The 13,394-nt window shown below is 49.5% G+C and carries 14 protein-coding genes, 1 tRNA gene and 1 pseudogene; 9 read left to right on the top strand and 7 right to left on the bottom strand.

The features are described from left to right. The first annotated feature begins 48 nt into the window (after nt 1–48). The 3 genes from B3Z23_RS05205 (at nt 49) to B3Z23_RS05195 (ending at nt 1,982) form a co-directional block, all read left to right on the top strand. The gene (locus B3Z23_RS05205) at nt 49–981 is read left to right on the top strand and encodes a LysR family transcriptional regulator (RefSeq protein WP_294902649.1); all 933 of its coding nucleotides are present in this window, start codon (nt 49–51) and stop codon (nt 979–981) included. Between the two features lie 81 nt (nt 982–1,062). After that, nucleotides 1,063–1,635 (top strand): MarR family winged helix-turn-helix transcriptional regulator, encoded by a 573-nt coding sequence (locus tag B3Z23_RS05200; protein WP_294902646.1) that lies wholly within the window; start codon nt 1,063–1,065, stop codon nt 1,633–1,635. Further along, the gene (locus B3Z23_RS05195; protein ID WP_294902643.1) at nt 1,608–1,982 is read left to right on the top strand and encodes a GNAT family N-acetyltransferase; all 375 of its coding nucleotides are present in this window, start codon (nt 1,608–1,610) and stop codon (nt 1,980–1,982) included. Before B3Z23_RS05200 ends, B3Z23_RS05195 begins: the two co-directional genes overlap by 28 nt. Before the next feature lie 135 nt (nt 1,983–2,117). Here B3Z23_RS05195 and B3Z23_RS05190 read toward each other — a convergent pair whose 3' ends face one another. The 3 genes from B3Z23_RS05190 to B3Z23_RS05180 form a co-directional block, all read right to left on the bottom strand. Next, nucleotides 2,118–2,360 carry a DUF2543 family protein gene (locus B3Z23_RS05190; RefSeq protein ID WP_294902640.1) on the bottom strand — a complete coding sequence of 81 codons (243 nt, stop codon included), beginning with the start codon at nt 2,358–2,360 and terminating at the stop codon, nt 2,118–2,120. 354 nt (nt 2,361–2,714) lie between these two features. Continuing rightward, nucleotides 2,715–3,710 carry an aldo/keto reductase gene (locus tag B3Z23_RS05185; RefSeq protein WP_294902638.1) on the bottom strand — a complete coding sequence of 332 codons (996 nt, stop codon included), beginning with the start codon at nt 3,708–3,710 and terminating at the stop codon, nt 2,715–2,717. Nucleotides 3,711–4,153: 443 nt separating this feature from the next. After that, a complete protein-coding gene (locus B3Z23_RS05180; protein WP_294902635.1) occupies nt 4,154–4,954 on the bottom strand; it encodes an AraC family transcriptional regulator in 801 nt (266 codons plus the stop codon). A 77-nt stretch (nt 4,955–5,031) separates the two neighbouring features. On the opposite strand from B3Z23_RS05180, the gene B3Z23_RS05175 reads away from it, so the two are divergent. Genes B3Z23_RS05175 through B3Z23_RS05165 form a run of 3 tightly spaced genes read left to right on the top strand, consistent with a single transcriptional unit; the run spans nt 5,032 to nt 8,133 of the window. Further along, nucleotides 5,032–7,065: an FUSC family protein gene (locus tag B3Z23_RS05175; RefSeq protein ID WP_294902632.1), complete on the top strand. Its 2,034-nt coding sequence runs from the start codon at nt 5,032–5,034 to the stop codon at nt 7,063–7,065. Then, nucleotides 7,058–7,273 carry a DUF1656 domain-containing protein gene (locus B3Z23_RS05170; protein ID WP_294902629.1) on the top strand — a complete coding sequence of 72 codons (216 nt, stop codon included), beginning with the start codon at nt 7,058–7,060 and terminating at the stop codon, nt 7,271–7,273. The genes B3Z23_RS05175 and B3Z23_RS05170 overlap by 8 nt, the downstream gene beginning before the upstream one ends. Then, nucleotides 7,270–8,133, top strand: a complete 864-nt coding sequence (locus tag B3Z23_RS05165; protein WP_294902626.1) for an HlyD family secretion protein — start codon at nt 7,270–7,272, stop codon at nt 8,131–8,133. The genes B3Z23_RS05170 and B3Z23_RS05165 overlap by 4 nt, the downstream gene beginning before the upstream one ends. A 120-nt stretch (nt 8,134–8,253) precedes the next feature. Here the strand turns inward: B3Z23_RS05165 and B3Z23_RS05160 are convergent, their stop codons facing one another. After that, nucleotides 8,254–8,619 carry a hypothetical protein gene (locus tag B3Z23_RS05160; RefSeq protein WP_294902623.1) on the bottom strand — a complete coding sequence of 122 codons (366 nt, stop codon included), beginning with the start codon at nt 8,617–8,619 and terminating at the stop codon, nt 8,254–8,256. A 326-nt stretch (nt 8,620–8,945) separates the two neighbouring features. Between B3Z23_RS05160 and B3Z23_RS05155 the strand changes: the two are divergent. The 3 genes and pseudogenes from B3Z23_RS05155 to B3Z23_RS05145 all read left to right on the top strand — a co-directional run. Beyond that, a pseudogene (locus tag B3Z23_RS05155) lies at nt 8,946–9,161 on the top strand (ArdC-like ssDNA-binding domain-containing protein); the annotation flags it as partial. A 240-nt stretch (nt 9,162–9,401) separates the two neighbouring features. Next, on the top strand, nt 9,402–9,638 hold the full coding sequence (locus B3Z23_RS05150; RefSeq protein ID WP_014699357.1) for a type II toxin-antitoxin system CcdA family antitoxin: 237 nt from the start codon (nt 9,402–9,404) through the stop codon (nt 9,636–9,638). Nucleotides 9,639–9,640: 2 nt separating this feature from the next. Beyond that, complete coding sequence (locus B3Z23_RS05145; protein ID WP_294902616.1) at nt 9,641–9,955, top strand: CcdB family protein; 315 nt, start codon at nt 9,641–9,643, stop codon at nt 9,953–9,955. A 271-nt stretch (nt 9,956–10,226) separates the two neighbouring features. Here B3Z23_RS05145 and B3Z23_RS05140 read toward each other — a convergent pair. The 3 genes from B3Z23_RS05140 to B3Z23_RS05130 all read right to left on the bottom strand — a co-directional run bounded on the left by B3Z23_RS05140 (nt 10,227) and on the right by B3Z23_RS05130 (nt 13,317). Continuing rightward, nucleotides 10,227–10,302 (bottom strand) — tRNA-Asn (locus tag B3Z23_RS05140). 198 nt (nt 10,303–10,500) lie between these two features. Further along, a complete protein-coding gene (locus tag B3Z23_RS05135) occupies nt 10,501–11,892 on the bottom strand; it encodes an NAD-dependent succinate-semialdehyde dehydrogenase (RefSeq protein ID WP_294902613.1) in 1,392 nt (463 codons plus the stop codon). A gap of 327 nt (nt 11,893–12,219) precedes the next feature. Next, nucleotides 12,220–13,317: a YncE family protein gene (locus B3Z23_RS05130; protein WP_294902610.1), complete on the bottom strand. Its 1,098-nt coding sequence runs from the start codon at nt 13,315–13,317 to the stop codon at nt 12,220–12,222. Between the last annotated feature and the right edge of the window lie 77 nt (nt 13,318–13,394).

Raw genomic sequence — 13,394 nt, 5'->3', positions numbered from 1 at the left:
TAGTCTATTGTTCCTGACATACCGGACTAAAATTCACAGGTGAGTGTGATGGAAGCCTTTACCGGCATCACTTTTTTTGTACAGGCGGCTGAATGGCGCAGTTTCTCTGAAGCGGGGCGGGTATTGGGTGTTTCTGCTTCAGCGGTAGGGAAAAGTATTGCCAGGCTTGAGGAAAAGCTGGGGGTCAGCTTATTCAACCGCAGCACCCGTAGCATCACCCTGACAAACGAAGGAGCCCTGTTTCTTGAACGTTGTCGGCGGATTTTAAGTGAACTGGAAGCGGCAGAGTCAGAACTAACCGGGGCACGTAGCGAGGCGAAGGGCAAACTTCGGGTGAGTTTACCGTTGGTCAGTCGTCTGGTGATGCCGGTGATCAGTGGCTTTATGCGCCAGTATCCAAAGATTGAGCTGGATCTTGATTTCACGGACCGGCTGGTGGATGTAATTGAAGAAGGTTTTGATGCAGTGATCCGCAGTGGTGATAATGCCGATTCGCGACTGAAATCACGTACTCTCGGGTATTTTAGCCTGCAACTAGTGGCTTCACCGCGTTATGCGGAACAGCATGGATTACCGGAACGACCTGAACAGCTGACAGCACATGCCTGTTTACAGCATAAGTTTCCGGAAACCGGCAAATTTGAGCCATGGCCGCTGCTTCAGACGGAAGGTAAACCACTACCAGCTCTTCCTGCCACCATGATTTGTAATACCACGGAGGTCTTACTGGATGTGGTGAGGGAAGGATTCGGAATTGCTTGTCTGCCGGATTTTATGGTGAAACGGGCAATTCAGCACGGAGAATTGCTACCGGTTTTGCCAGAGGCGACCTGCCATCAGGGGGTATTCCGTATTCTCTGGCCTTCTCACCGTTATCCTGCGACCAAACTGCGGGTTTTTATCGACTATATGGCTCAACATCTGTTGCCTGAGACGGCTCGCCAGGTTTTGAAGTCACCAGCAAACTCAGACAAAGAGTAACCTGTTAGCCCCTGAAGTTAGTTAACATGGTTAACTAGATCAGGTATGCTTCGTGGCAATTACTCCACGCGGATCCTTTCTATGGACAATCAACAGGTTCGTCAGTACCGCGCATTATTGCGCGACATGGTCAGAGAATTAGGTATGCTGAGCCGTAAAGCCAGCGGAACAGAATTATCCCCTCTGCAGAGTCATATCCTGATTGAGCTTAACCGTCAGCCAGCCGGAGGGACTGAGCTGGCTGCACGCTTATGTGTTGATAAGGCTAGCATGAGCAGGACGCTGCGTACGTTGAGCGAGGCGGGATATTTGCTGAAACAGTCCAGCAAGCTCGACGGCAGAGCTTCCACTTTCAGTCTGACGGAGGCAGGGCGGGAACGCTTGCTAACGCTGGAAGCAAATGCCGATCGTTTTACTGAAGAGGCGCTGGCGTCTTCCTCCGCTCAGGAAATAGACGATTTTTTTGCCACTATCAGCCGTTTTTCAGGTTGTCTGCGCAATGCCCGTCGACAGAGGGAAGCCGGGGTGGTTTTCCGACCAATAGAATCCCGGGATAATGCCAGGATGGCTGAACTAATCCGCAATAGTTTTCGTGACAACAAAATGACCATCTGGAAGGGGTCAGCATGCATGATCCTGAACTCGACTGTTTAAGTGAGGTTTATCAGCATCCCGACAGTGGTTACTGGGTAGCGGAGGCCAACGGTAAAATTGTCGGCGGTGGCGGGCTGGCGCCTCTGCCGGGTGCATCCGGGGTCTGTGAACTACAAAAACTCTATTTTAGCCGTGAAATGAAGGGGATGGGACTGGGCCGACGCATGATTGCTTTTGTCCTTGCCGAGGCCAAAAAGCGGGAATATCAGGCGTGTTATCTTGAAACCCTGGATGAGCTGAGAGATGCAGTGGGGTTATACAAAGCCTTTGGTTTTACACATCTGAACAGTCCGATGGGTAATACCGGGCATAACAGCTGCGGAATCTGGATGATTAAACATCTGTAATCTGCTGATACTGGCAGGTATAACATCAGCCTGTGGTGGCCACAGGCTGATGACGAATTTCCCTGGCAGAACGCTGTCGTGGTCCGTGGTCCTGTCTGTCCGGCTCCGGACGGACCCGCGGGCTGTCAGCATGGATTATTCGTTACCCCATTGATTCAGAAATTCAGCAATATCATCAATTCGGTGAGTTTCGATGCCGGCTTCTGCCGCCATCTGCTGCTGGTCTTGTTCGCTGATTTCAGGGTTTTCTGACAAGCGAGTCAGCAGTAGCTGAAAATAGTGAGCCAGGGCATCGGATTCAGATTCTTTAACCGGCTTCTGGCACTCCTCCGCATACTCTTCCACCATGTCGTAATATTTAAAGTGTATTTGCTTCATAACCGTTTTCCTGAATGTGCGGGCAGATAGTGCGCAAGGGCGTTGGCGACAATTATACGGGCTATTGTTTACCGGGGGGAAATGGTTATTGTCTGTCATTGCCGGATACCCCGATCCATCGACGCCCGGGCATCTTTTTTCATTCCTGATGCTAAGAACTCATGCTTCCCGGATAGGGGAAGTGTGGTCACATCTGGATGAGGCTATGGGTAACAGCAGGAAGTATGCCCGGTCCGGTCAGTGAAGGGGTTGTCATGCAGGCAAAAATTCTGACTGGTGATTTAACCCGTTTCTCTCTGGCTGGCCGTATTGCGGGTTAACCGGCCTTGTGACCGGTTAACCAACGTTGATGAGTTAACTGAAACCCATGATCGGATGAGCAATATAGTGCTTTTCAAGCAACGTAATTTCTTCATCGGTCAGCTTCACATTGAGCGCCGCAATGGCATCATCAATTTGTTCAGTTTTTGAGGCACCGATAATCGGGGCTGAAACTTCGGGTTTCGCCAGCACCCAGGCCAACGCAATCTGTGCCATAGGCAAACCACGCGCCTGCGCTATTTTTTCGACCGCAGCAATCACTTTGTTATCCGCGTCTTCCGTCTGGCTGTACAACGCTTTACTCACCTTATCGCTTTCTGAACGGGCGGATGTGACCCCGACAGGGCGGGTCAGTCGCCCGCGCGCCATTGGGCTCCACGGCATTAAACCCACCGACTGGTCAGCACATAAAGGAATCATTTCCCGCTCTTCTTCACGGTAGAGCAGGTTGACATAGTTTTGCATCGATACAAAAGGTGTCCAGCCTTCACGGCGGGCAATTTCCTGCGCTTTGGCAAACTGCCAGGCATACATAGAGGAGGCACCAATATAGCGGGCCTTACCTGCTTTCACTACATCATGTAATGCTTCCATCGTCTCTTCAATCGGTGTGGAATAATCCCAGCGATGGATTTGATACAGATCGACATAGTCGGTTTGTAGTCGCTTAAGGCTTTTATCGATTTCGGTCATGATCGCTTTACGGGACAGACCCTGACCGTTCGGTTTTTTTTCGCCGTCACTGGATCCCGGTGGAAAGAAAACCTTGGTCGCAATGACAATTTCTTCCCGGCGGGTCAGTTCTTTGAGTATTTTTCCCACAATCACTTCGGACGTTCCGGCGGAGTAACTGTTTGCTGTATCGAAGAAAGTAATGCCGTTATCGATGGCATGAGCAATGATCGGGCGGGATTTTTCTTCATTCAGAGTCCAGCTATGTGCGCCGGCATCCGGTTCGCCATAGGTCATACAACCGAGGCATAACGCAGAAATATCCAGCCCGGTAGAGCCTAGTTTCTTGTATTGCATGGGTGTTTCCTCTGAGCGGCCAGTTCTGAAAAACTCTCTGACTGGCGGTATAGGGGGGGAGATTAAGATATAGCTCCCTTGTTACCTTAGAACGCTGCGGGCAGATGTCAAGGCCAGGCGGTCAAGTACGGCTTGCGGTGTTAAACTTACATTATCCATACCAAAGCTCGTTCTGAACGATATTCCTGAGAAAAAATTGTCCCGGCGGACGGCTAAGTGCGGAAGCATTTGTCCCCGGGCAACGGGTAACGAAACCCTGTGTTCAGACAGAAAGGGCACGGCTCTGTTGAGACTGCAATATGAGAGTAAATTCTCATTGAGCGGTGGTTGTCATATCATCAGCGACCTGATGTATGTGCACTTATATTGATACAGGGGGAGGTCCGGACAGCGGACAAGTGTATAACCCGGCAGGCTCATTGATTAAACTGATGATGACAGGTTCAGGCCTGAGTTGAACTTATTTTCCGCTCAGTAAAGTAGTGCGCAGGAGTACTGCCCATTGCCTTTTTGAACATGGTGATAAAGGCATTCACCGATTCATATCCGAGATTTGCGGCCACATTCTGGACCGACACGCCGCTTGCCAGTTCCCGAAGCGCGATAATCAGTTGCAGTTGCTGGCGCCAGCGTCCGAACGTCAACCCGGTTTCGCGCAACATTAGTCTTGCGAGAGACCGTTCACTCATTGCCAGCCTTTTTGCCCACGTTTTAAAAGTGCTTCGATCGTCAGGCTGACTGACCATCGCATCGGCCATGGCACGGATTTTAGGGTTCGACGATACCGGCAGACTGAGTTTCTGTTGCGGCATAGTGGCTAACTCATCAAGTGTCACCCTGATCAGTCTGGCAATATGGCTTTCCGGTGAGTATTCCAGGCCTTCATGGGTTAAACGGGCAACGAGTTCCTTGATCAGACCGGAAATAGCCAGCGTGCAGCATCGCTCCGGCAGCGCTGCAGCTCCGGGCTCGATAAACAGATAGTTAAGGTGTGCGTTCCAGGTCGCTTTGGCGCTGTGTGGCACTCCGCCCGGGATCCAGACGGCACAATCCGGCGGCACGATCCAGATATCATTTTCGGCGCGACAAATCACCGCCCCATAGAGCGCAATAATCAATTGTCCTTTGCGGTGCGTATGCACCGGCACTTCAGCGGCATAATCGACGAAATCCAGATGCCGCGCGACTGCGGCGTTAGAGGTAGAATCCGGATCAAACAGTGTATTGGCGAGTGGCGGTAACATAGGATTGGCAACATTTAGGTATTTTTTGACAGAATAGAGTATTTAAGTGGATATACAAGCCGGTAATAATTCCCGGCATGAGAAAAATCAATGCTACTTACTTTCATTTTTTAAATACGTTACGCCATCCGCTGCGTGGCAGGGTCTCGCCTTCGCTATTGAATGATTCGAATGCGCTACTCTTTTCTGTAAAGAGTTTTATCGCAGCGATGCTCGCATACTACATTGCACTGTCAATTGGCCTCGATCGGCCGTCCTGGGCAATTATCACCGTATATATTGTTTCGCAAACCTCTGTCGGGGCATCGCTGAGCAGAAGTGTGTATCGGCTGGTGGGAACTGTCGCTGGCGCGGGTATGACGGTATTCATCGTGCCAACTTTCGTTAATTCCCCCATACTTTGCAGCGTGATACTGACGGGCTGGATCACATTCTGCCTTTATTTGTCCTTACTGGAACGAACACCCCGTGCTTATGGTTTTGTTCTTGCCGGTTATACTGCAAGCCTGATTGGTTTCCCTGAGGTCTCCGATCCTGGTGCTATCTTTAACGTGGCCATCATTCGGGTGCAGGAAATCATGATTGGTATCCTGTGTGCAGCACTGATTCATCGTTATGTATTGCCTGCGCGTCTCACAGGGCAGTTCAACAGTAGATTGTTGCAGACGCTAATCACGGCAAGGCAGAGTATCGCGGATACTTTGGCAGGTAAAACCGATGCTGTTTCTTCGCCTTTACATATGGCACTGGCGTTGCAGTTCCTGCAGGGCATCAGTCATCACATTCCTTACGATTTTTCGCTGTCTGTTCCGGCCAAAAATGCCAGAAAAGGGCTTCACGATAAACTTGCGAGGTTAGTTATCGTTAACTGTGAGTTGCGTGATCGTGTCGCGTTGACTGAGAAGGTACCCGGTGATGTGCGGAAGTTGCTGAGTGACGTTTCTCTCTGGCTAAACAGTAAGGATGAAAGCCACTTTAAACACAGGGGCGAAGCGCTTGAAAGTCGAAGTGAAAAATTACTGCAGCATTATGTCGTCAATCAGCTGACGTTTGAAGAAGCGCTGCAGGTGAGTCTTCTACGCTACCTTACCGAGGCCATTGTTCTCATACAGCAGTGTTATCGTCTTACCAGGGGGATTCATCTCGCTCAGCAGACGCCTGACCTCCGGGATAACACCAGCGTAAGAGGCTATGTATTCCATCGCGACCCTCTCACTGCTGCCCGCACTGCACTGGGGGCATTCATTATCATTTTGAGTGGTTGTCTGCTGTGGATTTATACGGCATGGCCAGATGGCGGAACGGCAGTTTCTATCCTTGGTGTCTGTTGCACCTTGTTTGGCAGCTTTGATACACCGGCCCCACATATTGTGAAATACATTATCGGCTCCTTGTGGGGAGTCGTGATAAGCATGGTCTACAGCTTCGCTCTGCTGCCACAAGTCAGTGATTTTATTGTGCTGGTCGCGGTATTAGCTCCGGTATATCTGCTGGCCGGATCACTTCAGGCCAGACCGCCCACCACGTTTATGGCGATGGGAATCACGCTCACGCTGCCTATCCTGTGCGAACTGGGTGCTCATTATAGCGGTGATTTTGCCGGGGCGGTGAATACTGCAATCGCACTATTTTTAGCGACCGGTTTTGCGGTGTTCGGCATGAGCCTGCTTCAAACTCTGCAGGCAGACAAGTCGATAAAAAGGTTGCTGGCATTATGCCAGCGAGACATTAACCGCAGCATAAAAGGTGTGCTGAATTCAGATGAAACCCTGTGGACTAACCTGATGATTGACAGGGCAGCGTTGATACTGCCCCGATTACAGCGCAGCAGTCAGTCGGCGGGGGCGCTAAATCAGTTATTGCATACCCTGCGTAAAGGCCTGTGTGTCATGCGATTACGCCAGTCAGATGCACATGCCAACCAGGAAGTTACCGAAATACTCACTCTTATGACATACGCGACTGAAACAGTCCCCTTACTTCAACGTATCGCCAGACTGACTGAACGCAGCCTGACCCTGGCAGATGAATTATCCCGGGAAGATATCGGGCAGTTGGTTGACCTGTACTGTGCGTTGAGCGTACAGAACCCGGGGATTGCGAATGATTAATGATTTCAATTTTGCAGGGGTTTTTGTGCCTGGTCTGCTGATCACAGCCCTTGTCGCGCTTATCTGTACTCGTCTACTTATTCAGTTTTTCTCGCTCAGTAAGAGTTACCAACGCCTGCCTTTTCGACCAGTCATCGACATTTGCGTGATGATGATTATGTTTTACCTGCTGTTGCAGGGGCTGAACTCCCCGGGGATATTTAAATGAAATCATTACTTTCTCTAACGGGCCGCTATGTTTTGACACTTAGCGCTGTAGCGGTAGCCGGACTGTTGGCGTTTATTCTCTGGAAACATTATGCGCAAACGCCATGGACACGCGATGGCCGGGTTCGTGCTGATGTGGTACAAATAGCACCTGATGTCTCCGGACCGGTGGTTAATGTGACCGTCCACGATAATCAGTGGGTTAACCGGGGCGATGTGCTCTATTCCATCGATCCGCACTGGTTAAGCCTGGCAGTGGTGAGTGCACAGGCAGATGTTGAGGCTAAACGTCATGAAATGCTGATGCGTCAGGATGCGGCGCGACGCCGTTCTCAGATTAAAGGGGTGATTTCCAGCGAAGATTTACAGCAAACTTCCAGTGCCGCCAGCGTTGCTGCAGCCAATTACCAGGCATCACTGGCAGCACTGGATCTTGCAAAGCTTAATTTATCCCATGCTATTGTCCGGTCTCCGGTGGCCGGCTATGTCACCCATTTATGGCTTCGCCCCGGCGATTATGCTACCGCGGGAGACACTAATGTCGCGATTATCGATGCCGATAGTTTTTGGGTGGTTGGCTATTTTGAAGAGACAAAGTTGCGCCATATTCGCACAGGAGATAGTGCACAGATTTCGTTGATGGGATTTCAGCCAGTAATCACGGGTCATGTGGAGAGTATCGGACGCGGAATCGATGATAATAATGACGAGGCCGGGGGACTGGGACTGCCGAATGTCGAGCCTACATTCAGCTGGGTGCGACTCGCGCAGCGTATCCCGGTCAGGATTCATATAGACAAATTACCGCAAGGTATTGAGCTGGTCGCGGGTATGACCGCCACGGTATCTGTTTCACCATAAAGATAACTGGCTCTGTTTCTGTATCGTTAAGGGTTATCTGACGGCCCCATCATTGAACCGAAATGATTTCACCTGAGGGAAGCATCTTCACTACGCGAGCCTGAAATAAAAATATCGATATTATTTTAATATAACTCGTTGAATAAGATGGAAGTTCCACTTTACACCGGGACTGAACAAAGGGAAGAGATCAGTTCTGGCGTGCGCAAGGAGTTTATGGATACCAGATTGATCGATTCTGGCGACTTCATCAACGGCATCAATTATCAGTGAGCTATTTTCTTTATTTGCGCCAACATAAGCAAAAACGCTGGCATTTAAGACAGGGGTGTTAAGTTTCAGAGCGATACTTTTCATCAGCTCTGTTTTCCCGCCGCCGGGTTCTGCTAACACAACAATGTGCGTTGATTCAGCCAACAACTCTGTCTCAGTGTACGTCTTGCCATCGTGTGTAAAATTACGTTCAAGATAGAAGGTTGAATTCATAGTTGCAAAATGCTTCGTATTGAATAGCCCAAAAATTTCAGCAGAAAGGAAAACTGCGCCTGAATTTTCTTGCTTCTGTCAGCGATAGTACGACTTTTTTCTTTATCGGGGGACTGTTTTATCAACTGCCGGACACATTATACATCTTATTGACATTCATCACATTTTACATTCGCGATATGCAAGTGATCTTACCCACCAATAGTGGATTCGTGACTAATTGAGTAAAATTTAGGGGAGAAGGTCATACTGCCAAAGAAGGTCTGAGTGAATACCTCTATTTAACCCCAAACCGATTTCACCGCTGCGGAGCAAGGGGCGCTATGTCTGGCTCCTCAAAAACAAAATTTTCTAAAACCAGAACGGATATTTATCAGACCGTTACCGACAATATCATTGCAGCACTTGAAGCAGGCGTTAAGCCCTGGGCGTGTCCGTGGAAGCGTGTTGCGGGGATGTCTGGATTACCTGCCAATTACGACACCGGCGCAGCTTACAGCGGAATGAATATCATGTTGTTGTGTTGCAATGCGTCAGAACAGTGATTCAGTAATTAGTGCTGGATGACCTACAAACAGGCGCAGGCTGCGGGTGCGGGCGGCAAAGAGCCGGGCATCCCGCAAACGGCGTTTATACATAGGTGATTGCTGTAAACGACGGCTCAGGTATGACGACTGACTGTGAAGTTTGCAGGACTGCAACGGTAGCAGAGCCTGTTTTTGGTGTTACAATAAGTGTATTGTTCCGTGTAATGCGCACGTATTTCATACAGGAGAGAAACCATGACCGCGAAACAACGCAACACGCAGAGCGTGACCATGACAGTAGAGCGTGCCTTACTGGTAAGAGCGCGTGAAGCGGGCATTAATCTGAGTGCTACCCTGACAACCGCCCTGGATGCAGAGCTTCGCTATCATGAAGCGAAAAAATGGCAAGAAGAAAACAGGGAGGCTCTCGCAGCACTAAATCGTTTTCATGATGAGCAGGGTTGTTTCAGCGATGAATACAGGACGTTTTAACCATGCAATTCACTGTATACGGTAATACCGGGAAAAGCGTCGTTTACCCGCTTTTGCTCGATGTCACGAGCGATATTATTGGACAATTGAATCGTCGGATAGTGATCCCATTGCTCCCGATTGAAAAGTATCCGGCAGGCCGCCGACCGGATCGCCTTGTCCCCGTCGTCAGGCTGACGGACGGCAAAGAATACGCCGTAATGACCCACGAGCTGGCAAGTATCCCTGTCCAGTCCCTTGGTGCGGTGTTTTGTGATGCTTCGCAGTACCGTTCTCAGGTAAAGGCTGCAATAGATTTCCTTATTGACGGAGTTTAACGTTTCTTACTTTAGCTGGTGGCCTGTCCGGGCAATGGCACAATCTACGGCATGCGCATTTTTATTCCATGTGATGAATAGCGGATACCGCTGATGACTGTACCGTCAGGGGAAATGGGGCTGAAATTAATTTCTGTTTGTTGGGCAATACGCCGTTCGCCACACCGATAAACAGATGGAGCGAGCTATGTCGGCATATGGGTTAATTGCAGGGCCAGGTGATTAATAACAAAAAACCCGCTTAAGTTTCCTTAAGCGGGCTTCTCTAAAATGGCTCCTCTGACTGGACTCGAACCAGTGACATACGGATTAACAGTCCGCCGTTCTACCGACTGAACTACAGAGGAATTGTCTTGGATACGGGGCGCATAGTAACGGGCTGACGCTGGCTTGTCAAAACAGTTTTACCCCCTGACGCACCGACTGATGATAAAAGATACAACCGCTTCAAAAAAAGCAGAAAACTGCCGGTAATTCACGCAATTGATGATAACGGAGGGTGATCCCCGGCTTTCACCGGGGGAGTCGATAAACCGGAATCATTGTCAGAATGGGGCATTGATATCGACGATATCGATCAGTTTATGGTTGACAAACTCTTTCAGCCCCAGGCCCAGCAATTCACGCCCATAGCCTGAACGTTTTACCCCGCCAAACGGCAGGTCAGCTTTCACCATGGTCGGGTGATTAACAAACACCATTCCGGTGATGATTTTTTTCGCCAGTTGATAACCATAGTCCGGATTAGCGGTAAATACCGAACCTCCCAGCCCAAAGTGACTGTCATTGGCTATCCGGATGGCGTCTTCATCGTCTTTGGCTTTGATAATCATAGATACCGGGCCGAAAAACTCTTCGTAATATGCCGGATTATCGGGGGTAACATTGGTCAGAATCGTTGGCTGTACAAAAGCCCCTTTGGTGGGAACTTTTTCCCCCACTTCAACGGCGGTAGCACCATGTTCAATCGCCTTAGCGAGTTGAGTTTTCAGGTTATCGGCAGCACGCTGAGAAGAGAGGGGGGCCAGTTGCGTCTGGCTGTCCATCGGATCACCGGCTTTCAGTTTAGCCACGGCAGCGGTATATTTCTCCAGAAACGCATCATAGATTTTTTCATGAATGATCATCCTTTTTGACGAAACACATACCTGGCCGGCGTTCCAGTGCCGGCCGAAGACTGCCCAGTCGACGGTTTTGTCTAATTCAGCATCCGCCAGTACCACAAACGCATCGGCACCCCCCAGCTCAAGGGTCGATTTTTTTAGATATTTTCCGGCAATGGCCGCTACACTGGCACCGGCGGCTTCTGAACCCGTTAATGCCACACCATGAACCCGTGGATCTTTAAGTACAGTCTCTATCTTGTCATGAGGCAGGAACAGGTTGGTAAAGCCACCTTCAGGGAGCCCGGCATCCCGCATTAACTGTTCAAAAGCCTGAGCGCATTGCGGAACATTCGAGGCATGTTTCAGTAACAAGGTATTCCCGGCCGCCAGTTGCGGGGCCAGGATACGGGCAATCTGATAGAACGGGAAATTCCACGGCTCAATGGCCAGAATCACGCCAAGAGGTTCATGTACCAGCACCGCCTTACCTTCCTGTGGATCCGTGACAGGCAGAGGTTCATCAGCCAGTAATTTTTCGGCATTATTAACGTAGTATTCAAGAATACTGGCAGATAATTCTACTTCTGCCCTGGCTTCACCGATAATTTTTCCCATTTCCAGCGTGATAATTTCTGCAAAATATTGCGTTTTGTCCCGCAAAATATCGGCTGCTTTTTGCAGTACCACGGTACGTTGAGCGATGGTTAACTGCCGCCAATGGGAAAATGTCTGGTCTGCACGGCTGATAGCCGCCGCAATTTCGCTGTCAGTTGCATCTTTAAATTGTTTTAAGGTTTCACCGGTGTAGGGATTAATCGTTGAAAATGGCATAATTAAAATCCTTCCTATTTCCGTTCGAAAACAAAAAATGTCAGCATTTACGCGGGTCAGGATGCTGACAGGTGCAGGTAAAATTATAAGAAATTATTATCATTCTGATAACAGAAGGCTGGCAGTGCGGCATGTCACATTTTTGTAGCCTGGTTTTAAATTTACTGTCTGTTTTGTAAATATGCTTAAACAGGAAGGGAGAGGATTGCACTTACCGAAATTACCATGGCAGGTACAGGCAGAAAAAAGGACTGAGTAACCTCAGCCCTCTGATAAATCATAAAAAAAGTTAACCTGAAATCGCAAGCGCTTGCGGATCGGTTAGCGTTATTTCAGATCGATACGAACCACACTGTCAGGTCCTTTGGTCGACATATCTTTGTTGAAATCCTGCTTCAGCGTTACGTACAACGTCTGGCCGTCCGGAGAGACCAGCAGGCTGTTTGGATGAGTCGCGAAGGACCAACTGTGTTTCACCGCATAAGTCGTGGCGTCCAGTACCAGTACTTTTTTCGACCCACGCTGACTGATATAAATCTCGTTGCGTGTCGGATTAAACTTAATACCCAGCGCATCGCCGTCGATACGTTTAATCACTTTACCGGTATGTTCATCAAAGACCAGCGTGGTTTTGGCTTTGGAGTCATCAGTCACAAACAGGCGCCCGGTCGAGGGATCTTCCGCCATATTCAGGAACAGATATTCTTTGCCATCCGCCGGAGTCCAGCGTTTTTCGATTTTATGGGTGTGCGGGTTAATGACCAGGATTTCACCGCCGCCGTTAGAGGCGTAAATACGGTCAGTGGCCGGGGAATAGATAATTCCGGTAACCCACTTACCGGCATTTTTGATGGTCGTTTTCAGACGGAAGGTTTTAGTATCGACCACGGAAATAAAGCCGGGATCAGCCACGCGTCCGACATAGAGTTCGTTGCCGTGCTCAAAAATTTCACGTGCGCCAACCGCATCGCCATCTTTGTCTTTTTTACCCGGGAACATCAGGCGTTGCAGTACTTTCCCGGTTTTTGCGTCAATTTTAGAGACTCCGCCATCCAGGCTGTTGGTCGCATAAATAATTTCGCCGCTGGCATCGGTGGTCATACCGAAGTTTTTCAGGTCAGTATGGGTTTCGCCAACTGTCTTCAGAGTCCGTGGGTCAAGGCGGTACAGCATGCCACCATTCACGTTTTTAAAACTCTGAGCACTCGCCACGTATATATCACCGGCAGAAGATGACCAGGCCATTTCATATAAACCATCACCTAATACCTGTTGAGTCAGTGCATTATCCACCGGGGCTTTGACAGGTGCCGTCACTACCGGAGTGGCGGCTTTTTTGGCCGGTGCCTGGCACGCAGTCAGACTGAAGGTAGCGATAATGGCAACACCAAGTGCTGCTTTACGCGGGCTGAAAAACGATCTCATTCTTAGCTCCATGGGAATAAAAGGCGTAGCTGAGCAGGCCTTAACGGATGGTATTTAAAAAAAGAATGAGAAGCATA

Origin of the sequence: Tatumella sp. UBA2305, from assembly GCF_002345795.1 — a bacterium.
GTDB classification, from domain to species: Bacteria; Pseudomonadota; Gammaproteobacteria; order Enterobacterales; family Enterobacteriaceae; genus Tatumella; species Tatumella morbirosei.
The sequence above is the reverse complement of the archived record's forward strand: the minus strand, read 5'-3'. Positions and strand labels throughout refer to the sequence as shown.